We start from the raw sequence: 20,400 nt of genomic DNA, 5'->3' as shown, positions 1-20,400 counted from the left end.
TCGCTTCCGATGCCAGAGCGCCTCGTACTCAGCGGACCGCGGCTCGCCGACGGGCGGCGCGTCGATGTGCGGCTGAGCGCCGGCCGCATCGAGGCCGTCGGCACCCCCGGCAGCCTCTCCGGACCGGCCTCCGACGCCGGTACCCGCGTCGATCTGTCCGGCTACCTGCTGCTCCCCGCCCCCGCCGAGCCGCACGCCCACCACGACACGGCCCTCACCGGCGCCGCGCCGGGGCCGCCGCCGGACGGGCCCGAGGAGCTGCGGCGGCGCATCACCGAGGCGGCCCTGATCCAACTCGGCCACGGCGCCACCGCCCAGCGCAGCCATGTCCGGGTCGGGGACGCGGGCGGGCTGGCCGCCCTGGAGGCGGCGCTCGCCACCTCGCGCGCGCTGCGCGGGCTGGCCGACCTCACCACCGTCGCCGTCGCGGGGCAGCTCACCGGGCTCGCCGGCGCGGACAACCGGGCGTGGCTGCGGGACGCCGCCAAGATGGGCACGGGCGCGCTGGGCGGCTGCCCGGACCTGGACCCGGACCCAGCCGACTATCTCGACACGGTGCTGCGGCTGGCCGACGAGCACGGGCGACCGCTGGACCTGCACACCGAGGGCGACGACCCGGCGAAGCTGACGCGGCTCGCGTCCGCCGCCGGTGCCTGCCGTTTCGGGGTGGCCATCGGCCCGTGCACCGGGCTGTCCCGGCTGCCGGCGCCGGTCGCCACGCGGGTGGCGGACCGGCTCGCCGCGGCGGGGGTCACCGTTGTCTGCCTGCCGCAGGGCGGCTGCGGGCTGGCCCCGGCGCGGCCGTGGGAGCCGGCCGGCACGCCGGTGCGGCTGCTGGCCGCGGCGGGGGTGCGGGTGGCGGCGGGCGGCGGGGCGCTGCGGGACGCGGCCAACCCGGTGGGCCGCGGCGATCCGCTGGAGGCGGCGTTCCTGCTGGCGTCGCGCGACGGGTGCGGGGCGCTGGACGCCTATGGCGCGGTCAGCGGCCGGGCCAGGGCGGCGCTGGGGCTGCCCGAGGTGCGGGTCGAGGCGGGCTTCCCCGCCGAACTGCTGGCCGTGCGCGGGGAGTCGGTGGCCGGCGCGCTGTCCCAGGCGTACAGCCGGCTGGTGATCCACCGCGGCCGGATCGTGGCGCGCACCAGCGCGGTACGGGAGTTCTGCGGCTCGCCGGCGGACGGCGGCTTGGAGCTGCCCCGGCAGGCGACGGGCTGACGTTCCCTCGCCCGCCGCCGGGGAGGCGTACGGTCGGGACATGCGCGCAGTCATCGCTGGGGGACACGGCAAGATCGCCCGGCGCCTGGAGAAGCTGCTGTCCGGGCGCGGGGACCAGGTGGCCGGGCTGATCCGGAATCCGGGCCAGGCGGGGGCGTTGCTCGCCGCCGGCGCCGAACCGGTCGTCTGCGACCTGGAGTCGGCACACGTCGAGGAGGTGGCCCGGCATCTGGCGGGGGCCGACGCGGCCGTCTTCGCGGCGGGCGCGGGGCCGGGCAGCGGCGCGGCCCGCAAGGAGACGGTGGACCACCGGGCGGCGACGCTGTTCGCGGACGCGGCCCAGCGGGTCGGGGTGCGGCGGTTCCTCGTCGTCTCGGCCATCGGGGCGGACGAGGAGCCGCCGCCGGGGACGGATCCGGTCTTCGCCGCCTATCTGCGGGCCAAGGCCGCCGCGGACGCGGACATCCGGGCGCGCACCGGGCTGTTCTGGACGATCCTGCGGCCCGGCCGGCTCACCGACGACCCCGGAACGGGCCTGGTGCGGCTCGCTCCGACCACGCCGCGCGGCGAGGTGACGCGGGATGATGTGGCGGCCGTGCTGATGGCGTTGCTGGACCAGCCGGGCACCTCTGGTCTGACGCTGGATCTGATCGGCGGCGAAACCCCCATCCCCCAGGCGGTGTCCGAGCTCGTGGGCTGATGTTCGCCTTGTCGTGAACGCCTTTGTCCCCCTATCGTCCAGGAGGTCGGATGTCTCCGGCCGCCCCGATCAGGTGGATCGCCCGCAAGCCAAGGAGCCAGTGAAGCGATGACGTCCCCGATCCCGGTCATGCGTGTGCTCTTCGTGACGGCGGCCCTGGGGGCGCTGGCCACCGCGGCCGTCGCCCTGGCCGATCCGGGTCCGGGTGGTGATGGGCAACGGCCCAGCGCGCGCCCCGGGAAGTGCGACTCCTCCGTGCCGTTCACCTCCGGCGAGGACGGTTACGACACCTTCCGGATCCCGGCCGTGCTCACCACGACCGAGGGCACCGTGCTGGCCTTCGCCGAGGGGCGGGTCGGCGGCGCGGGCGACGCGGGCAACATCGATGTGGTGGTGCGGCGTTCGCTGGACGGCGGCTGCACCTGGGAGCCGCTGACCGTGGTCGCGGCGGGCGAGGGCGACACCCGGGGGAATCCGACGCCCGTCATCGACCCGGCCACCGGCGACATCGTGCTGGTCACCTGCTTCAACGGCGGCGAGGCCAGCGAGGCGGAGATCATGCGCGGCGAGGTGCCGCCCGAGGAGAGCCGCCGCGTCTTCGTGCAGACGAGCCAGGACGACGGCCGCTCGTTCTCCCCGCCCCGGGACATCACCGCCGAGGCCAAGCTGCCGGACTGGCGCTGGTACGCCACGGGCCCGGGCCACGCGATCGCCCTCACGCACGGGGAGCACGCGGGCCGGCTGCTGATTCCGGCCAACCACTCCACCGCGCCGCCGGCCGGCTCGCCGGACACCGGCCAGGAGGCCAAGTACTACGGGGCGCACGCGCTGTACAGCGACGACGGCGGCGCCACCTGGCAGATCGGGTACGTGGACGACTCCTACGACGGCGTTCTCAACGCCAACGAGTCGCTCGCCGCCGAACTGCCGGACGGCCGCGTCTACTTCAGCTCCCGCGACCAGAACGGGACCGAGCCGGGGAACCGGCTGGGCGCCTACTCCAGCGACGGCGGCGAGACGCTGGACGCCCCGTTCGCCGTGCAGCCCACGCTGAACGACGTGCCGGTCGTCCAGGGCAGTGTGCTCCAACTGACCGGCCGGAACGCCCCGTTGCTGTTCGCCGGGCCGTCCAACCCGCAGGCCCGGCAGGCGATGGCGCTGTGGCGCAGCGACGACGCGGGGCAGTCGTTCACCCGGGTGACGACGCTGTCGCAGCAGCCGGCCGCCTACTCCGATCTGGTGCAGTTGGACCGGCGCACGGTGGGCGTGCTGTACGAGACGGGCGTGGCCGGGGCCTACGAGACGATCGAGTTCCGGCGGCTGACCGACCAGCTCTAGGGTCCGCCTCCTCCTCGTCCTCAGAGCAGGCCGGCCGCGGTCAGCCGTTTGGCGACGTCGTCGGTCTCGCCCTCGCTCAGCGGGATCTGCGGCGGCGCGGTGGTCGCATGGTCGATGACGCCGCGCAGCCGCAGCGCCGCCTTGAACGCGCCGATTCCGGCCGATCCCCGGCCCATCCGGGCGGGTGATCCGGCGTCCACGATGCCGAACAAAGCGCACAGCCGCTCCTGTTCGGCGCGGGCGCGGTCCCACTCGCCGGCGGCGCAGTGCCGCACCAGCCGGACATAGCCGTGGGGGTCGACGTTGCCCAGGCCCGGCACGACGCCGTCGGCGCCCATCAACAGGGCGGTGTCGACGAGGAGTTCGGATCCGGTGAGCACGGAGAACCCGGGAACGCGGGCCGCGATCACCTCCCGCAGGGTGCCCTGGTCGCCGCTGGAGTCCTTCAGCCCGGCCAGCACGCCGTCCCCGGCCAGGCCCAGGACCAGGTCGGCGCCGAGCTTGGAGTGCACCGAGCCGGGCAGGTCGTAGGCGAGGACGGGGGCGCCGGTGGCGGCGGCGAGCAGCCGGAAGTGCCGGTCGATCTCGGCGGGATGGGTGCGGGTGTAGAACGGCGCGGTGGCGACGACGGCGTCCGCGCCGGCCGCCAGCGCGGCGCGGGCGTGCTCGGCGACGCGGGGCGTGGTCATGTCGATCGCCCCGGCCAGCACCGGGATGGCCCCGGCGACGTGACCGGTGACGGTGCGCACGACCGTGCGGCGCTGGGCGTCGGTGAGGAAGGCGACCTCGGAGGTGGAGCCGAGGACGAACAGCGCGTCGACGCCGGCCCCGGTCAGATGGTCCACGAGCCTGATCAGCGAACCGGTGTCCACGTCGCCGTCGGGGGTCAGGGGGGTGCAGACGGGTGGGATGACGCCGGTCAGGCGGGCGGGGAGGCTCATGTGCGTTCCTTGGAGCTCGTTGCTTGGGCGACCAGATCGGTGGTGGACTCGGTTTCCCCGACGGGGTGATGGCAGCGGAACCGGTGCACATCCGGAGTTTCCCGGCCGTCCGCGACGAAGTCGGGCATCGACGCGGCGCACGTCTCGTCCGCCTTCCAGCACCGGGTGCGGAAGGGGCAGCCGCTGGGCGGGCGCACGGCGGACGGGACGGGACCGGCCAGGGGTATCGGTTCGATCGGGTCGAGCAGCCCGGGTGTCGCGGAGAACAGCGCGCGGGTGTACGGGTGCCGGGCGCGGGTGGTGATCTCCCCGGCCGGCGCCTCCTCGACGATGCGGCCGAGGTACATGGTGATGACGCGGTCGCTCATGCGCCGCACGGTCTGGATGTCGTGCGAGACGAAGACGAGCGCGAGACCGAGGCGTTCCTTCAGGTCGAGCAGCAGGTTGAGGATCTGGGCGCGCACGGAGACGTCCAGGGCGCTGGTGGGCTCGTCGGCGATCACCAGCTCCGGCTCCAGGGCCAGCGCGCGGGCGATGGCGACGCGCTGCCGCTGGCCGCCGGAGAGCTGTCCGGGCAGCGCGTCGGCCAGCCAGGGCGGCAGGCCGACCAGCGACATCAGCTCGCGGACGCGTTCCTCGCGCTGGGCCGGGGTGCCCCGGCGGTGCACGTCGAGGGGGTCGCGCAGCACGCGGCGCACGGGCAGCCGGCGGTTGAGGGCGGTGGCCGGGTCCTGGAAGATCATGCCGAGCCTGGTGCCGATGGTCTCGCGGCGCTCGGCCGCGCCCATCGCCCACAGGTCCCGGCCGCGGTAGGCCACCGTGCCGCTGGTGGGGCGTTCCACGCCGACGAGGACCCGGGCGAGCGTCGACTTGCCGCAGCCCGACTCGCCGACCACGCCCACGGTTTCGCGCGGCGCGACGGTGAGGTCGGCGCCGGTGAGCGCGTACACCCGGTCGGAGCGGAAGAGGCCCCCGGTGCGGGCCGAGTAGACCATGTGCGCGTCGCGGACGGTCATGAGGGTCACCGCGCGGCCTCGCTTTCCGTGCTCGGCGTGCTGTTCGGTTCGGTGGGCGCCGGGTGGTGGCAGGAGACGAGGTGCAGCCGCCCGGGAGCGGGCGTCTCGGGAACGGCCGTGGCGCAGACCTCGTCGGCCAGCGGGCAGCGGTCGGCGAAGCGGCAGCCGGGCGGGAAGTCGGCCGGGGAGGGCACGACGCCGCGGATCTGGGTCAGCCTCGTCGCGGCCGACTCCAGGGAGAGCACGGAGCCCAGCAGGCCGCGCGTGTAGTGGTGCGCCGGGTGCTCGACCAGGTCGGCGGTGACGCCCGTCTCGACGAGCTGCCCGCCGTACATGACGACGACCCGGTCGGTGACGTCGGCGACGAGCGCGAGGTCGTGGGAGACCAGGATCAGCGCGAAGCCGAGTTCGGCGCGCAGGCGCAGCAGCAGTTCGATGATCTGCGCCTGCACGGTGACGTCCAGCGCGGTGGTCGGCTCGTCGGCGACGATGAGCCGGGGGTCGCGGGAGAGCGCCATGGCGATGAGCACGCGCTGGCGCTGGCCGCCGGAGATCTCGTGCGGGTAGGCGCGCAGGGTGCGTTCGGGGTCGAGGCCGACCAGTTCCAGCAGTTCGGCGGGGTCGCGCCGGCCGCCGCGGCGGACGAGCTGTTTGAGCTGGGCGCGGATGGTCATGGCCGGGTTGAGGGAGGACAGCGCGTCCTGGTAGACCATCGCCATCTCGTGGCCGAGGAGGCGGCGCCGGGCGCGGGCCGGCAGGCCCAGCAGTTCGCGGCCCTGGAACAGGACGCTGCCGCCGACGCGGGCGGTGCGCGGCTGGAGGCCCATCAGGGTGAGCGCGGTCAGCGACTTGCCGCAGCCGGACTCCCCCACCAGTCCCAGGACCTCGCCGGGGCGGATGTCGAACGAGACGCCGTCGACGATGTCCTTGTCGCCGTGCTGCCCGTCGAACCGGATGGTCAGATCGCGGACGGAGAGCACGGGTTCGCCGGTGACCGGCGGCCGGGCCCTCTCCCGCAGCCGCCGGCCGGCCTCGGCCAGCCCGGGCAACGGCAGCACACCGGGGGCGCCCTCGGGCCGCTCCACCGCTGCTGTTTCCGCGGTCTTCGCCACCGCCTGCGGCGGGATCGTGCCGCCGTTGTCCGGCACCCGGGGCACGGATCCCGGCACGCGCAGGGCGCGCGCCCGGGGCGCGGCCCAGGCGTCGGACACGCCCTCGGCGAGGACGTTCAGCGCCAGCACGGTGAGCAGCATCAGCAGGCCCGGGAAGACGGTGGCCCACCAGCCGCCGAGCAGCACCAGGTTCTTGCCGTCCGCGATGACGCTGCCCCAGGATGGCTCCGGCGGTCGCACGCCGGCGCCGATGAACGACAGCGACGCCTCGAAGACGATCGCGTCGGCGACCATCACCGTGCAGAACACCAGGATGGGCGCGGCGCAGTTGACGGCGACGTGCCGGATGAGAATGTGCGGGGTGCGGGCGCCGATGACGCGTTCGGCGGTGACGTAGTCCTCACCGTACTGGTCCATGACGTTGGCCCGCACGACCCGGGCGATGGGCGGGGTGTAGAGGAAGGCGATGGCGCAGATCAGCACGGGGATGCCGCCGCCGAACACGGAGATCAGCACGGCGGCCAGCGCGATGCCGGGGAAGGCCATCACGATGTCGAGAACGCGCATCAGTGCCTCGTCCACGGCCTTGCGGGAGGTGGCCGCCACCGCCCCGATGAGCGCGCCGGCCGCGAGCGCGAGCAGGGTGGCGCCCAGGCCGATGGCCAGCGACCAGCGGGCGCCGTGCATCAGCCGGCTGAGGATGTCGCGGCCGAGGCTGTCCTGTCCCATCCAGTGCTCGCCCGAGGGCCCCTCGGACACTCCGGCCTGGGCGTACGGGTCGTGCGGCGCGAGCAGCGGCGCGAGCAGGGCGGTCAGGATGATCGCGGCCAGGACCACGAGCGCGGTCCGGGACAGCACGGGAAGGCGGGTGAACCACTTCACGCGGCGCTCCTCAGCCGTGGGTTGACCAGGAGATAGAGGATGTCGATGACGAGGTTGATGACGACGAAGCCGGCCGCGGTGGTGAGGACGACGCCCTGGACGACGGCGGGGTCGCCGTTGCGCACGGCGTCGATCATCAGCTTGCCCATGCCGGGCAGCGAGAAGATCGTCTCGATGACGACCGCGCCGCCCAGCAGATAGCCCACGCGCAGGCCGAGCACGGTCAGCGGGTTGATGAGCGCGTTGCGCAGCACGTTCCGGCCGACGACGACGACCGGCGGCAGGCCGCTGCCGATCGCCGTGCGCACATAGTCCTTGTCCAGCTCCTCGACCACGGCCGTGCGCACGACGCGCGTCAACTGCGCGGCGACCGGCAGCGAGAGGGCCAGGGCGGGCAGGGTCATGGACTCCAGCCAGCCGGTGAAGGAGTCGTTCGGATTGACATAGCCGCCGGTGGGGAACCATCCGGCCTCCACCGACAGGTACTGGATCATCAGCAGCGCCAGCCAGAAGCTGGGCGCGGCCACGCCGGTCAGCGAGACGACGCGGATGATCTGGTCGGGCAGCCGGTCGCGGTAGATCGCGGCGGTGACGCCGAGCAGCAGGGACAGCACGACGCCGACGCCGAGGCCGAGGAACGTGAGCTGCATGGTGAGCGGCAGCGCGGTGCTGACCTGGTCGATGACGGGCGTCCGGGTGAGCACGCTGATGCCCATGTCGCCGGTGAGCAGGTCGCCCACGAAGGCGACGTAGCGGACGGGCAGCGGGTCGAGCAGGCCGTTCTCCTCGCGGAACTGGTGCAGTTGCTCCTGCGTGGGGTTGGCGCCCTGGAAGTACGCGGAGGCCGGGTCCATGTCCGAGAACCGCATCACGAGGAACACGAACAGCACGATCCCCAGCATCAGCGGCACCAGGAGGAGCACCCGGCGCAGCAGCATCCTGGCGACGATGATCACGCGGGCCTCGCCTGGAGGACGTTGATCCCCGGGTACGCCTGGGCCCGGATGCCGGTGATCCGGCTGGGGTCCCAGGCGGTGAGCAGTTCGTTGTGGACGACGGGGTAGAGGACGGCGTGCTCGGCGATGAGGTCCAGGTACTGGTGGGTGAGGTCGAGCTTGGCCTGCGGGTCCGCCTCGCGGGTGGCCCGGTCCATCAGCTCGAACAGTTCCCGCGCGTCGTCGCTGTCCTGCCAGCGGGCGTACTGCATCCACAGGCCGTCGGCCGTGTAGTTGTAACGCATGATCAAGTCGGCGTCGAGGCCGAACTGGTTGGGGTTGGAGACGGCGGCGACGACTTGATAGTCCTGGTTCTGGTCCATCTTGGTGAACAGGGCCGAGGTCTCCTGCGGCTCCAGGGTGGTGGAGACGCCGATGGCGTCCCAGGACTCCTTGATGGTGGGCAGGCAGTCCACCAGCCAACTCACGTTGACGGACATGAGGTTGACGCTGAGGCCGCTGACCCCGGCCTCGTCGAGCAGCGCCTGGGCCCGCTCGGGGTCGTAGGTGTAGACGGTGGCGGCGGGGGCGTGCGAGGGGTTGTCCTCGTTGAGGAACGAAGTCGGCGCTTTGCCATAGCCCTTGAGGCCGACCTCGATCAACTGGTCGGTGTTGATCGCATGGAGGAGCGCTTGGCGCACGCGGACGTCGTCGAAGGGCGGGTTGCCCGTGTTGAACATGAGGAAGGCATGGTTCATGCCGGCGCCGCCCTGCACCTCCAGGCCGTCGCCGCGGAGCTGCTCGACGTTGGCGTAGGGGATGTTGTCGGAGATCTGGGCGTCGGCGCTGCCCCCGGAGATCTTGGCGACGCGGGGGGCGGCGTCCACGATCGTGAGCCAGTTCATGCGCTTGAACGCGGGCGGGCGCGGGCCGTTGTAGCCGTCGAAGGCCACGAAGGTGGTGTTGGTCTTGGGCTGGTGGGAGTCCAGCGTGTACGGCCCGGAGCCGACGGCGAGACCGCCGGTGGCCTCGTCCCAGGCGCCCTCGCGGCCGAAGATGTGCTTGGGCATGATCTTGGCGATACCCAGCCGGGCGGCGGCGTCGGGGAAGGGGAAGTGGAAGTCGAGTTCGACGGTCCGCTCGTCCACCTTCCTGGCCTCCCGCAGCCAGGTGACGAAGAACGAGCGGGCCAGCGTCCGGACATCCGGGTTGAGTATCCGCTCGAAGGTGAAGACGACGTCGTCGGCCGTGACCGGCTCGCCGTCGTGCCAGGTCGCGCCGTCCCGGAGGGTGAACTGCCAGGTGGTGGCGTTGCGATCGGCGGGCAGGGCGGCGGCCAGGGCCGGGTAGGGCTCGCGGGTGATGGGATCGGTGTCGAGCAGGCCCTCGTAGATGTGCTGGATGCCCGCCATCGCGAACGCCGAGGCGGTCTGGGTCGGGTCCCAGCTCTGGTCGTTGCCGTAGCCGATGACCGCGGTCAGCTCTTCCAGCCCGCCGCCGTCGCCGTCCCCGCTTCCGTCGCCGGTGGTGGAGGCGGGGCCGGAGCAGGCGCTCAGGCTCGCGCCGATCGCGCCCGCCGCGCCCAGCGCGCCCGTGAACTTGAGAAAGGCCCTGCGATCGAAACTCTGACTCACGACGCCTCCAGCGCGGCTCTGAGGGGAGGTTCAGCTCGGGGAAGTTCGAGGAAGTTGGGGAAAGTTCGAGGGGTCGTTCAAGGGATGTCCTACGTTCTACGTCCAGGGCGAACGTAGGAGTGCGCCGCCGAAGAGGTCAAGACCTGTGCGCCGACTGTCAACGGACCAGACATCCCATGTCCTATCTCCGGTGGCAGAATGTGAACTCAAGGTCAAGACTTGGTGATCATCGCTCCGGGTAGAGGGAGGGCCGGCCATGGCAGCTCGCCGCATGATGTCCGAAGAGGTGCAGGGCCAGATCAAGAAGCTGATCCTGCGCCGCCGCCTCGCTCCGGGGGACCCACTGCCCACGGAGAGCGAGATGATGAGCCTGTTCGGCGTCAGTCGCAACTCCGTGCGGGAGGCGCTCAAGGCGCTTCAGGCGGTCAGCATCGTTGACATCCGGCACGGCTTCGGCACGTATGTCGGCTCGCTGAGCCTGGACTCGTTCGTCGAGGGCATGGTCTTCCGGGCGGCGGTCCGGCACCGGCGGGGCGAGGCCAGCCTGGGCGAACTGCTGGAGGTGCGCGAGGCGTTGGAGGCCGGGCTGATCCTCAGCGTCGCCGGGAAGGTGCCGGACGACGACCTGGAGGCGCTGCGCGAGCTGGTGCGGACGATGGAACGCGAGGCCGGCGTCGGCCGGGTGACCGCCGCCACCGACCGCGCGTTCCATCTGGCGCTCTACCGCTCCCTGGGGAACCACCTGCTCAGCGAGGTGCTGGACGCGTTCTGGGCGGCGTTCCACCGGGTGCGGGAGGACTTGAAGGAGGACCATCAGGATCCGCGCGTCACCTGCGCCCGGCACCAGGACATCCTGGCGGCGCTGGAGGCCGCGGACGGCCCCCGGGCGGCGGACGCGATGCGCCATCACTTCGCCGGGATCCGCCAGTTGCTGTCCGAGAGCGCGGCGGGCCGGGCATGAACGGCGCCGTTCAAGTCCCGGGTGTGACCGGGGCCGTTCATGCCGGTCCGCCGGGCTCCTCGACGACCTCGATGTCGGTGCCGCCGCCGTTCGCGGCCCAGGTGCCGGCCTGTCGCGCCTCGCTGGCGTAGGGGAACGGGCCGAAGGTCCGCGGGGTGCCGTCCGCCGCGCGCCAGCGCAGGTAGAACTCGCCGCGCGGCTCCCGGGGCCCGGCCGGCCGCGGCCGTTTGCGCCGGTTCCCGCGGGGCGCGCCCGGGCGGGTGCGCCGCCAGTGGGCGATGCGGCCGCGCGTGGCCTGGGAGTCGGGGTGCTCGGGGCCCAGCAGTTGCTCCCGCTCCGCGAGCAGGTCCTCCAACTCGCGGACGGCGCCCGCCCGATCGCCCGCCTCGCCGCGCCACTCGGCGATCCGGGCGCGGGTGGCCAGGGTGTCCCGGTGGCCGGGCTTGAGCACGCGCCGCTGATCGGCGAGCAGGTCCTCCAGGGCGGCGAGGGCGTCGGCCGGTGTGCCGGTTCTCCCCCGCCACTCCGCGATCCGGGCCCGGGTGATCAGGGTCGACCGATGGTCGGGGCCGAGCACCCGGAGCTGGTCGGCCAGCAGCTCCTCGAACGCCCGCAGCGCGCCCTCCCGGTCCCCCGCCCGGCCGCGCCAGTCGGCGACGTCTGCCCGGGCTATCAGCGTGGACCGGTGCTCGGGCCCCAGGATCCGCAACTGGTCGGCCAGCAACTCCTCCAGCGCCTTGACCGCGCCCGCCGCATCGCCCGCGCGGCCCCGCCACTTGGCGATGCGCGAGCGGGTGATCAGGGTGGCCCGGTGGTCCGGGCTGAGCAGCCGCAACTGGTCGGCCAGCAGCTCCTCCAGCGCCTTCGCCGCCCCGGCCGGATCGCCCGCGCGACCCCGCCACTGCGCGATGCCCGCCCGGGTGGACTGGGTGTCGGGGTGGTCCGGCCCCAGCAGCCGCAACTGGTCCGCCAGCAGCTCCTCCAGGGCCTCCACCGCGCCGGCCCGGCCGCGCCACTGGGCGATCCGGGCCCGGGTGACCAGGGTGTCGCGGTGGTCCGGGCCGAGCACGCGCAGCCGGTCGGCCAGCAGCTCCTCCCAGGCCCGCACCGCCCCCTCCCGGTCCCCGGCCGGGCCGCGCCACTCGGCGATGCCCGCGCGGGTGGCCAGCGTGTCGGCGTGGTCCGGCCCCAGCAGCCGCACCCGGTCGGCGAGCAGCCGCTCCAACGCCTCGACCGCGCCCGCCGGATCGCCCGCGCGCCCGCGCCACTCGGCGACGCCGGCCCGAGTGGCCAGCGTGTCGGGATGGTCCGGGCCGAGCAACCGCTCCCGGTCGGCGAGCAGTTCCTCCAGCACCTTGACCGCACCGGCCGAATCGCCCGCCCGGCCCCGCCACTCCGCGATGCCCGCGCGGGTGGCCAGCGTCTCGGGGTGGTCGGCCCCCAGCAACCGCTCCCGGTCACCGAGCAGTTGCTCCAGCGCCTCCACCGCGCCCCACTGGTCGCCGGCCTGCCCGCGCAGCTCGGCGACCCGAGCGCGGGTGGCCAGCGTGTCGGCGTGATCGGGGCCCAGCAACCGCAGTTGGTCGGCGAGCAGGTCCTCCAGCGTGCGGACGGCGCCCGCGCCGTCCTGCGTCATCTCCTGCCACTGGGCGAGCGAACTCCGGGCGGTCAGCGTGTCCTTGTGGTCGGGGCCCAGCAACCGGAGCCGGTCGGCGAGCAGTTCCTCCCAGGCCCGCACCGCTCCCCTCCGGTCCCCGGCCTCGCCCCGCCACTGCGCGATCCGCGCCCGGTTGGTCAGCGTCTCGGGGTGGTCGGGCCCGGCGATCCGCAGCCGGTCGGCGAGCAGGTCTTCCCATTCCTGAACCGCCCCCTTCCGGTCCCCCGCCTCACCGCGCCACTGCGCGATCCGCGCCCTGACAGCGAGCACATCGGGGTGGTCGCGGCCCAGGTGCCCCTCGGCGGCGTCGCGCAACTGCCGCCAGTGGGCGCCGACCGAGAGCACGAACCGCGTTCTCTCCAGGCTGAGCCCGACTTGAAGCAGGACGGGGTGCACGCCCGAAGTCCACAGCCGGGGCCCGGCGTTCGCCTGTAGCGCCTCGGCGTTGGCCCGCAGCACGCCGCCGCCCGTCTCCTGCTCCACCTCGGGCCAGCCCTCCAGCAGCGCCTGCGCGGCGGCCGTTACGGCCCGGTCGGCCTCCTCGTCACTGAGCTCGTCGCGGGTGGCGCGCTGGATCATGCCGTGGGTGCGCACGCCGCCCTCGCCGCCGTCGCCCACCAGATCCACCAGGTTGAGCCGGTGCAGGCAGCGCAGCGCGTCGCGCGCCGCGTCCTCGTCGACAAGTCCGCCGGGGCGGCACGACGCCACGTACTCCAGGGCGGCGGGGCTGGTCAGCACGGCGGCGGGGATGCCGTTGGCGTCGAGCATGCTGGCCAGCCGGAGCATGGGCCGGGCCAGTCCGACGGGCTTGAGCTGGTCGGCCCGTTCCACCGACAGGGACCAGGTGGCGGCCATCACCGTGCGCTGCTCGTCGGGCAGCGCCTCCTCCTCGGGCAGCACGTCCGCGAGGGTGCGCCGCCGGTCCGCAAGCCGCTCCCGGTAGTCGGCGCAGCCCAGGCCGGGGCGGTCGACGATATAGGCGGCGGCCTGCGCGAGGGCCAGCGGCAGGTAGCCCAAGTCCTGGGCGAGCGCGACGAGTTGCTCCGGATCCTCGCGCACGCCGCGGGCGGCGAGCGTGGTGGCCAGATAGGCGCCGGCCTCCGCCGGGGTGAACAGCCCGACGTTCACCACACACCGCCCGTCCTCGGTCAGAGCGGCGTCCCGGCGCCGGGTGGTGGCCACGGTCCGGCCGGTGGGGCGGCGCGGCGGCCAAAGCCCGTTCGCCTCACGGGGCGCGACCAGGTCGTCCAGCACGACCAGCCAGCGCCGGCCGGTGGTCCGCAGCCAGTGCAGAAAGCGCTCGGCGGCCTCCTCGGGGTCCTCCCCGTCGGCGCCGGCCACGCGCCGGCCCGCGCGCGCGTAGGCGGACACGATCGCGTCCCGGGTACCGGCGCTGATCCACACCAGCAGGTCCAGCTCCCCGGCCTCCCAGCGCCGCCGGGCGTAGTGCGCGGCCAGTTGCGTCTTGCCCACCCCGCCGGTGCCGGACAGGATCTGGCACAGCACGGCCGTCTCGCCGCCGGCCACCGCGGCGTCGAGCGCGTCGACGGCGTGCCGGTGCTGGAAGCAGTGCGCCTGCCGCGGGATCACGCCGATCTGCTGCGGCCAGGCCACGGGGGCGGCGGGCGCGGCCTGGTTGATGGTCACCGCGCCGATGCTCCCGGCGGCGATCCCGCCGTTGTTCGCGATGAGGGCCGTGGATGCGGCGCCGGGTCCGGTCAGCCCCTCTCCGGACCCGGCTGGCGAGGGCGGTGGACGGTCACATCCCTCATGCTCAGGGCGGCGACCGAACCGTGGTCGGCCGTGAGGGACACGTCCCCGCCGAGGACGGCGACCGCCCGCCGTAACGCGTCGGCGAACGCGGGGTCCCGCTCGGCGGCGTCCTCCAGCGCGTCGGCCAGCCGGCGCCGGGTCCGTTCCGTCGGTTCCGCCCGTCCGGCCGCGGCCTCCTCCCGCGCCCGCCGCAGCGCGGGGTCCTGCCCGAGTCTTTCCCGGACGAGTTCACACAGCCGGTCGAGTTCGGGCAGCCGGTCCAGTTCGCGCGGCAGGCCCGGCTCGGGACCGGCCCGCCGTTCCGCGTCACCGTGGGCGGCTCCCGCGAACAGATACCCGACCACTCGCTCCATGTCTGTCACCGTCCCCCCGGACTCCGCACCGCAACGGCCTTGAACCGTACCTCTCATCCTGCCCGCGAACGGACGGGGTCACCCGGAAAGGACGGCCGGGGCTCCGCGGCCGGTTCCAGCAGGCGGTGGCGGAGGGCGGCGAGCAGGCCGGTGCGGTCCTTGCCGGAGGCGCGGTGGAACACCGCCGGGCCGCCGTCCGGGTCCGGGTAGCCGCCCAAGTCACGGAAGCTGTAGGGCCGTTCGAAGGCCAGGTGTCCGTTCGCGACGCTTGACTCCATGTCCCTCCGGTCACCCAGGAGTTACTTTCACCACAAAGATCTCATGGCGGAGATCACCGCACTCCACGCCGTCAACGCGCCCAAATCCGCGGCGTGACGAGTATGGACACCGCTCAATCGCCGGGGATAAGTTCTGCGCCGAAGCCAACGCCGCCCTGGACCGGTTGAGCGCTGCTCTCCTTGCGCGGGGGCGCCGACCGGTGTGTGCCGTGGCCGGTGGCGGAGCCGATCAACCGGACGGAAGACCCAGTTCATGCGCGGAAGAATCCTGCGGCGACTCGCCGTGCTGGGGAGCGCGATGGCGCTTCTCAGCTCATGCAGTGCGATCGGTGGCGGCGACGACGGAGTCGTCACCCTTGACTTCTGGTGCTGGGGGGACGTCCCGGGCGACCGGGTCGACGCGTTCAACGCCTCGCACTCCGACATCCAGGTCCGGCGCACCGACGCCGGCGGCGGAACGGACTCCGCGACCAAGCTGCTGACCGCGAGCAGGGCCGGCAACGCCCCCGACGTCTCCTGCATCGAGTACCAGACGATCCCCGCGATGGTCGTGTCCGACGTGTTGGCGGACATCGCCGACCACACCGGGCCGCTGACGGGCGAGTTCACCGAGGAGACCTGGCAACTGACCAGCTTCGAGGGCCATGTCTACGGCGTCCCCGACGACATCGGGCCCATGGTGCTGCTCTACAACCGGGCGCGCTTCGAGGAGTTGGGCCTGTCGGTGCCGACGACCTGGGAGGAGTTCGCCGAGGTGGCGGCGCAGGCCCGGGAGCGCGACCCCGACACCTACATCACGACGTTCTCGCCGACGGAGTTCGGCAACTTCGCGGGCCTCGCCCAGCAGGGCGGCGCCACCTGGTGGACCGTTCAGGACCGGCAGTGGACCGTCGGCATCGACGACGAGGCGTCGATGCGGGTCGCCGAGTACTGGCAGAGCCTCATCGACGAGGACCTGGTCACCGCCGAGCCGCTGCTCACGCCGGAGTGGAACAACCGCGTCAACCGCGGCGAGATCCTGACCTGGCCCGCCGGCCTGTGGTCCCCCTCCGTGATCCACGGCATCGCCGAGGGCCAGGCCGGGGACTGGGCGATCGCGCCGCTGCCGCACTGGGAGGGGGAGTCGGACGCCGTCGCGTTGCAGGGCGGTTCGGCACTGAGCGTGACGAAGAACTCCGACGAGGTCGAGGCCGCCGTCGAGTTCGTCACCTGGATGGAGACCGCGCCGGAGTCCACGGACCTCCAGATCGCCGGCGGCCAGTACCCCGCCTCCCTCAGCGGCCAGGAGGCCGCGGGCGAGAGCGCGCCGCCCGCCCTGACGGGCGACCAGGCCGACTACTGGGACGTCGCGGCCGCGGCGGCCCGGAACACCGTGCCCCACATTCAGTGGGGGCCGAACGTGACCACCGCGAGCGACGCGTACGGAGACGCCTTCTCCGCGGCGATCCGCAACCGGACTCCGCTGACCGACGCCCTGAGAAGAACCCAGGACGAGGTGGTCGACGAGATGAAGCGCGTCGGATTCCACGTCACCGGCTGACGGCCGGCGCCTCCCGGCGGCGCGCCCCCGCGCCGCACCCCCCGTCCAGCACCAGCCCGGAAAGCAGCCATGCCAGGAAACGCCACGCCACCGCGCGCCGCCTCCCCCGACGCCGCATCAGCGCGTTCATCGCCCCCTATGTCTTCCTCACCCCGGCACTCGCCCTCTTCCTCGCCTTCTTGGCGATCCCCGTCCTGTACTCCCTCTACCTCAGCGTTCAAGGGCTGCGCATCGTCGACGAGGGCGTCTTCGGCACCCGCGACGAGGTGTTCGTCGGGTTCGCCAACTACGCCGACCTGCTCTCCGACGGATCGTTCTGGGCCGGATTCGGGCGGATGGCGCTGTACGGGGTGCTCGCCGTGCCGCTCACCCTGGGCTCGGCCCTCCTGTTCGCGCTGCTGCTCGACCACGGAGGCTCGCGCGCCCGCCGGTTCTCCCGCGCGGCCATCTTCATTCCCTACGCCATTCCGGGTGTGGTCGCCTCGCTGCTGTGGGGATTCATGTACCTCCCCTCGACGAGCCCGTTCAGCTACGTCACGGACAAGATGGGGCTGGGTGTCATTCCGTTCCTGGACGGCAACGGGATCTATCCCTCGCTGGCCAACATCGCCATCTGGGGCGGCGCCGGCTTCAACATGATCATCATCTACACCTCGTTGCGCGGCATACCGCCCGAACTCCTGGACGCGGCCCGCATCGACGGGTGCTCGGAATGGCGCCTGGCCCTGCGGATCAAGGTGCCGCTGGTCGCGCCCGCGCTCGTTCTCACCGGGCTGTTCTCCTTGATCGGCACGCTTCAGGTCTATGGCGAGCCGACCATGCTCACCCCGATGACCATTGAGATCTCCCAGACCTGGGTCCCGCTGATGCACATCTACCGGGACGGCTTCATCCGCGACGAGCTGCCCATGGCCGCCGCCGGCTCCATCATCCTGGCCGTCGGCACGCTGATCCTCTCCGTGGGGCTGCTCAGAATCACCCAGCGCCGCACCTTCGGAGGCTTCCAGTGACCGCGCCGTCCACCGGGTCCCGCCCCCGCCCCACGCTCCTGCCCCACCAGCGGGCCAAGGTCCTGCCGACCGTGATCCTGCTGATCGGCGCGTTCTACTGCCTGGTTCCCGTGGTGTGGATCGTCGTCGCCTCCACCAAGTCGAACGCCGAGCTGTTCTCGACGTTCACGTTCAGCCCCGGCACCGGCCTGATCGACAACCTCCGCGACCTCTTCGCCTACGACAACGGCGCGTACGGACAGTGGGCCCTCAACAGCCTGCTCTACGCCGGCGTCGGCTCGCTGCTGTGCACGCTGATATCCACCGTCGCCGGATACGCCTTCTCCCGTTACGAATTCCCCGGCCGCACCGTGCTGTTCTACGCGATCCTGGCCGGAGTGCTGCTGCCGGGAATGCTGCTGGCGATTCCGCAGTACATCATCATGACCAAGGTCGACATGGTGGGCAGCTACTGGTCCGTTCTGCTGCCGGGGCTCATCTCACCGTTCGCGATCTATCTCGCCCGGGTCTACGCCGATGCCGCCGTTCCGCTCTCGACGATCGAATCGGCGCGCATGGACGGCGCCAGCGAGTACCGCATCTTCGGAACGATCGCGCTGCCCATGATGCTGCCCGGAATGGTCACCATCTTCATGCTTCAATTCGTCGGCAACTGGAACAACTTCCTGCTGCCCTACATCATGCTTTCCGACGAGAGCAAGTTCCCGATCAACCTCGGCCTGTACACGGTCCTTTCCAAGGGCTCGGGAGAACCGGCCCTGTACGGAATCGCCATCGTGGGCACGGCGGTCTCGGTCCTTCCCCTGATAGCCCTGCTGCTCTTCCTCCAGCGCTTCTGGCGACTGGACATGATCAGCGGCGGCCTCAAGGGATAACGATCATGGGCATAACCGGAAGGTGCCCGGTTGATCACCGGGCGCTCGTATCCTTGCCCCTGTGAGCATGGGGCAGAGCATGAACGATCAAGGGTCGCCGATCGAGGCCTGGCGGTCGGCGCCCCGGCCCTCGCGGCCGGTGCTGCGGGAGCTCGTGATCCACGGGCCGCAGTCGCGCACGGACCTGGCGAGGAAGCTCGGCCTGTCGTCCGGGAGCCTCACCCGCCTGACCAAACCCCTGGTCGAGGCGGGCCTGGTCGTGGAGCGCGACATCCGTCACGATCCCGTGAACGGCCGCCCCACCCGCCCCCTCGAAGTCGTCGCCGACCAGCTCCTCTTCATGGGGATCAAGCTCACCTCCGAGCGCGTCTACGCGGTCCTCACCAACCTCCGCGCCGACATCGTGGAACGCGCCAGCGCGCCGCTCATGGACCTCACCCCCGCCACGGTGGTCGCCGAGGCGGGCCGGCTGGCGGACCGGCTCACCGCGTCGGGCGCCACCCCCGTCGCCGCCGGCATCGTGCTCGGCGGCAACGCGCACGCCCCCGCTCAAGTCGACGAGAGCGACCTCCTGGACTCCGGCATCCTCGGCTGGCAGGGCGTTCCGGCCCGCCGCCTGATGGCCGAGCGGCTGGGCATCCCCTGCTTCGTGAAGAACGACGTCACCGCCCTCGCCCAGGCCTACCACTGGTTCGGGGAGGCCCGCGGCGTCCGGGACTTCGCCGTGATCACGGTCGGCGACGGCATCGGGTACGCCCTGTTCGCCCACGGCCGGGCCGTGCGCATGACGGAGGCGGACCTCGGCGAGTTCGCGCACCAGATCCTCGACCCTGGCGGTCCCATGTGCCCGAGCGGGCACCGGGGATGCACCGCCTCCTACGCCACCACCCGTTCCATCCTGATGACGGCCGCGCAGGGCATGTGCCGCTTCCCCACCTACGCCGAGGTGCTGCGGCTGGCGCTGGACGGCGACTCGGTGTGCCAGGAGACCGTGCAGCAGGCGGCCTGGGCGGTGGGCGCGGTGATCGCGAACGTCGTCAACACCACCACGGTCAAGACGGTGATCCTCGCCGGCGAGGCGGTCGACGTCGTCCGGATCGGCCGCCCCGGCCTGGAACGCGGCCTGGCCGCGCGCCGCCGGGACGTCAGCGGCATCGACATCGCCGTGCGCGAACACGACTTCCACGACTGGGCCCGCGGCGCCGCGGTCGTGGCGATACAGGCGCACCTCTCCGACCAGCACTGAGGGCGGAAGCGCCCCTATCCGAGCGGCGGTTGGGGAACACTCCCCGGAACGGGCATCGGCGGCGCCTCGGGTGATGGTGAGCGTGGGCTACCCGCTGCTCGGCGGCTGAGGGCGAGGGCCGCGGGGAGCCGAGCCCCCGTAGATCGCCTCGCGATCGACACGTTCCCCCGTCGGCACCAGATCCGACGGGCTCAGCATGTATGCCGTGTCGCCGATGAAGACGGCGTACATGCGCCCGTTCTCGCCCTCCGAGATGCCGAGAACGACCCCGCGAGCCCCGCCCACGCCCAGCGCCGCGGCACACGTTGTCCTCAGCACGTCCACCACGTCGTAGAAATCGAAGTCGCTCATCGGCGCGCAACCTTTCCCAACGGGTGGACCGCGATGCTACTGGGATTCATTCGCAGTGCTTCGCCCTTCAGGGCGGGGGTGAAGCGAATCTTTAGCCTGCTCTGACCTTGGCTGGTGGGCACGGGTCTGCGCTGTTGGCGCGCGCCCGCCGCGAAGGGTCAGGTGGGCCGGTTCTGCTGCTCGATGTACTGCCGGACGACCGATAGGGGGGCGCTCCCGACCGAGCCGGCGAAGTAGGAGCCGGACCATAGTTTGTTCGCCCGCCAGTAGTGCTGCACGAGATCGGGGAACTCCTGGCGCAGGCGGCGGGAGCTGACCCCCTTGAGGCTGTTGACCAGCTTCGACACGGCCGCCTTCGGCGGGAAGTTCACGAGCAGGTGGACGTGGTTGTTCTCGCCGTTGAACTCCACCAGCTCCGTCTCAAAGTCCTCGCAGACGGCCCGCATGATCTCCTCGCACCGCTTCAGGTGCCGGTCGGCGAACACCTTGTGCCGGAACTTCGTCACGAAAACCAAGTGCGCATGGAGGACGAACGTGCAGTGCCTGCCAGTCCGGATGTTGTCGTACTCAGCCATAAACCACGTAT

Annotated in this window: 18 protein-coding genes; 8 read left to right on the top strand and 10 right to left on the bottom strand. The window is 72.4% G+C overall.

What is annotated here, in order from left to right; all coding sequences use genetic code 11:
- The first annotated feature begins 9 nt into the window (after positions 1 to 9).
- The 3 genes from RM590_RS26200 (at position 10) to RM590_RS26190 (ending at position 3,250) form a co-directional block, all read left to right on the top strand.
- Positions 10 to 1,212, top strand: a complete 1,203-nt coding sequence (locus tag RM590_RS26200) for an amidohydrolase family protein (RefSeq protein WP_311707190.1) — start codon at positions 10 to 12, stop codon at positions 1,210 to 1,212.
- A gap of 40 nt (positions 1,213 to 1,252) precedes the next feature.
- Complete coding sequence (locus RM590_RS26195; protein ID WP_311707189.1) at positions 1,253 to 1,912, top strand: NAD(P)H-binding protein; 660 nt, start codon at positions 1,253 to 1,255, stop codon at positions 1,910 to 1,912.
- Positions 1,913 to 2,020: 108 nt separating this feature from the next.
- On the top strand, positions 2,021 to 3,250 hold the full coding sequence (locus RM590_RS26190) for a sialidase family protein (protein ID WP_311707188.1): 1,230 nt from the start codon (positions 2,021 to 2,023) through the stop codon (positions 3,248 to 3,250).
- Positions 3,251 to 3,270: 20 nt separating this feature from the next.
- On the opposite strand, the gene RM590_RS26185 is transcribed toward RM590_RS26190, so the two are convergent.
- From RM590_RS26185 to RM590_RS26165, 5 genes are read right to left on the bottom strand one after another with little or no spacing between them, the layout of a single operon-like run.
- A complete protein-coding gene (locus tag RM590_RS26185; protein ID WP_311707187.1) occupies positions 3,271 to 4,191 on the bottom strand; it encodes a dihydrodipicolinate synthase family protein in 921 nt (306 codons plus the stop codon).
- Positions 4,188 to 5,207, bottom strand: a complete 1,020-nt coding sequence (locus tag RM590_RS26180) for an ABC transporter ATP-binding protein (RefSeq protein ID WP_311707186.1) — start codon at positions 5,205 to 5,207, stop codon at positions 4,188 to 4,190. The genes RM590_RS26185 and RM590_RS26180 overlap by 4 nt, the downstream gene beginning before the upstream one ends.
- A 5-nt stretch (positions 5,208 to 5,212) precedes the next feature.
- Positions 5,213 to 7,201, bottom strand: a complete 1,989-nt coding sequence (locus tag RM590_RS26175) for a dipeptide/oligopeptide/nickel ABC transporter permease/ATP-binding protein (protein ID WP_311707185.1) — start codon at positions 7,199 to 7,201, stop codon at positions 5,213 to 5,215.
- Entirely contained in the window at positions 7,198 to 8,157 is a 960-nt protein-coding gene (locus RM590_RS26170) for an ABC transporter permease (protein ID WP_311707184.1), read from the bottom strand. The genes RM590_RS26175 and RM590_RS26170 overlap by 4 nt, the downstream gene beginning before the upstream one ends.
- On the bottom strand, positions 8,154 to 9,770 hold the full coding sequence (locus RM590_RS26165; protein WP_311707183.1) for an ABC transporter substrate-binding protein: 1,617 nt from the start codon (positions 9,768 to 9,770) through the stop codon (positions 8,154 to 8,156). Before RM590_RS26165 ends, RM590_RS26170 begins: the two co-directional genes overlap by 4 nt.
- Before the next feature lie 256 nt (positions 9,771 to 10,026).
- On the opposite strand from RM590_RS26165, the gene RM590_RS26160 reads away from it, so the two are divergent.
- On the top strand, positions 10,027 to 10,731 hold the full coding sequence (locus RM590_RS26160; RefSeq protein ID WP_394813977.1) for a FadR/GntR family transcriptional regulator: 705 nt from the start codon (positions 10,027 to 10,029) through the stop codon (positions 10,729 to 10,731).
- Positions 10,732 to 10,768: 37 nt separating this feature from the next.
- On the opposite strand, the gene RM590_RS26155 is transcribed toward RM590_RS26160, so the two are convergent.
- The 3 genes from RM590_RS26155 to RM590_RS26145 all read right to left on the bottom strand — a co-directional run bounded on the left by RM590_RS26155 (position 10,769) and on the right by RM590_RS26145 (position 14,792).
- Positions 10,769 to 14,035, bottom strand: coding sequence for a tetratricopeptide repeat protein (locus RM590_RS26155; RefSeq protein ID WP_311707182.1), 3,267 nt, complete (start codon positions 14,033 to 14,035; stop codon positions 10,769 to 10,771).
- Positions 14,036 to 14,106: 71 nt separating this feature from the next.
- On the bottom strand, positions 14,107 to 14,514 hold the full coding sequence (locus RM590_RS26150; protein ID WP_311707181.1) for a hypothetical protein: 408 nt from the start codon (positions 14,512 to 14,514) through the stop codon (positions 14,107 to 14,109).
- Between the two features lie 53 nt (positions 14,515 to 14,567).
- A complete protein-coding gene (locus tag RM590_RS26145) occupies positions 14,568 to 14,792 on the bottom strand; it encodes a tyrosine-protein phosphatase (protein ID WP_311707180.1) in 225 nt (74 codons plus the stop codon).
- Positions 14,793 to 15,045: 253 nt separating this feature from the next.
- On the opposite strand from RM590_RS26145, the gene RM590_RS26140 reads away from it, so the two are divergent.
- The 4 genes from RM590_RS26140 (at position 15,046) to RM590_RS26125 (ending at position 19,463) form a co-directional block, all read left to right on the top strand.
- Positions 15,046 to 16,332, top strand: coding sequence for an ABC transporter substrate-binding protein (locus RM590_RS26140; protein WP_311707179.1), 1,287 nt, complete (start codon positions 15,046 to 15,048; stop codon positions 16,330 to 16,332).
- 179 nt (positions 16,333 to 16,511) lie between these two features.
- On the top strand, positions 16,512 to 17,342 hold the full coding sequence (locus RM590_RS26135) for a carbohydrate ABC transporter permease (RefSeq protein ID WP_311707178.1): 831 nt from the start codon (positions 16,512 to 16,514) through the stop codon (positions 17,340 to 17,342).
- The gene (locus tag RM590_RS26130) at positions 17,339 to 18,217 is read left to right on the top strand and encodes a carbohydrate ABC transporter permease (RefSeq protein WP_311707177.1); all 879 of its coding nucleotides are present in this window, start codon (positions 17,339 to 17,341) and stop codon (positions 18,215 to 18,217) included. The genes RM590_RS26135 and RM590_RS26130 overlap by 4 nt, the downstream gene beginning before the upstream one ends.
- 79 nt (positions 18,218 to 18,296) lie before the next feature.
- Complete coding sequence (locus RM590_RS26125; RefSeq protein WP_311707176.1) at positions 18,297 to 19,463, top strand: ROK family transcriptional regulator; 1,167 nt, start codon at positions 18,297 to 18,299, stop codon at positions 19,461 to 19,463.
- A gap of 87 nt (positions 19,464 to 19,550) precedes the next feature.
- Here the strand turns inward: RM590_RS26125 and RM590_RS26120 are convergent, their stop codons facing one another.
- Together RM590_RS26120 and tnpA are read right to left on the bottom strand one after the other, a co-directional pair.
- Complete coding sequence (locus tag RM590_RS26120) at positions 19,551 to 19,814, bottom strand: Imm31 family immunity protein (protein WP_311707175.1); 264 nt, start codon at positions 19,812 to 19,814, stop codon at positions 19,551 to 19,553.
- A gap of 158 nt (positions 19,815 to 19,972) precedes the next feature.
- Positions 19,973 to 20,389, bottom strand: coding sequence for an IS200/IS605 family transposase (gene tnpA, locus RM590_RS26115; protein WP_311707174.1), 417 nt, complete (start codon positions 20,387 to 20,389; stop codon positions 19,973 to 19,975).
- Positions 20,390 to 20,400 lie beyond the last annotated feature (11 nt).

Source organism: Streptomyces litchfieldiae (genome assembly GCF_031845365.1).
Lineage (GTDB): Bacteria > Actinomycetota > Actinomycetes > Streptomycetales > Streptomycetaceae > Streptomyces > Streptomyces litchfieldiae.
Note: the sequence above shows the minus strand (reverse complement) of the source record. Positions and strands in the feature narration are given on the sequence as shown.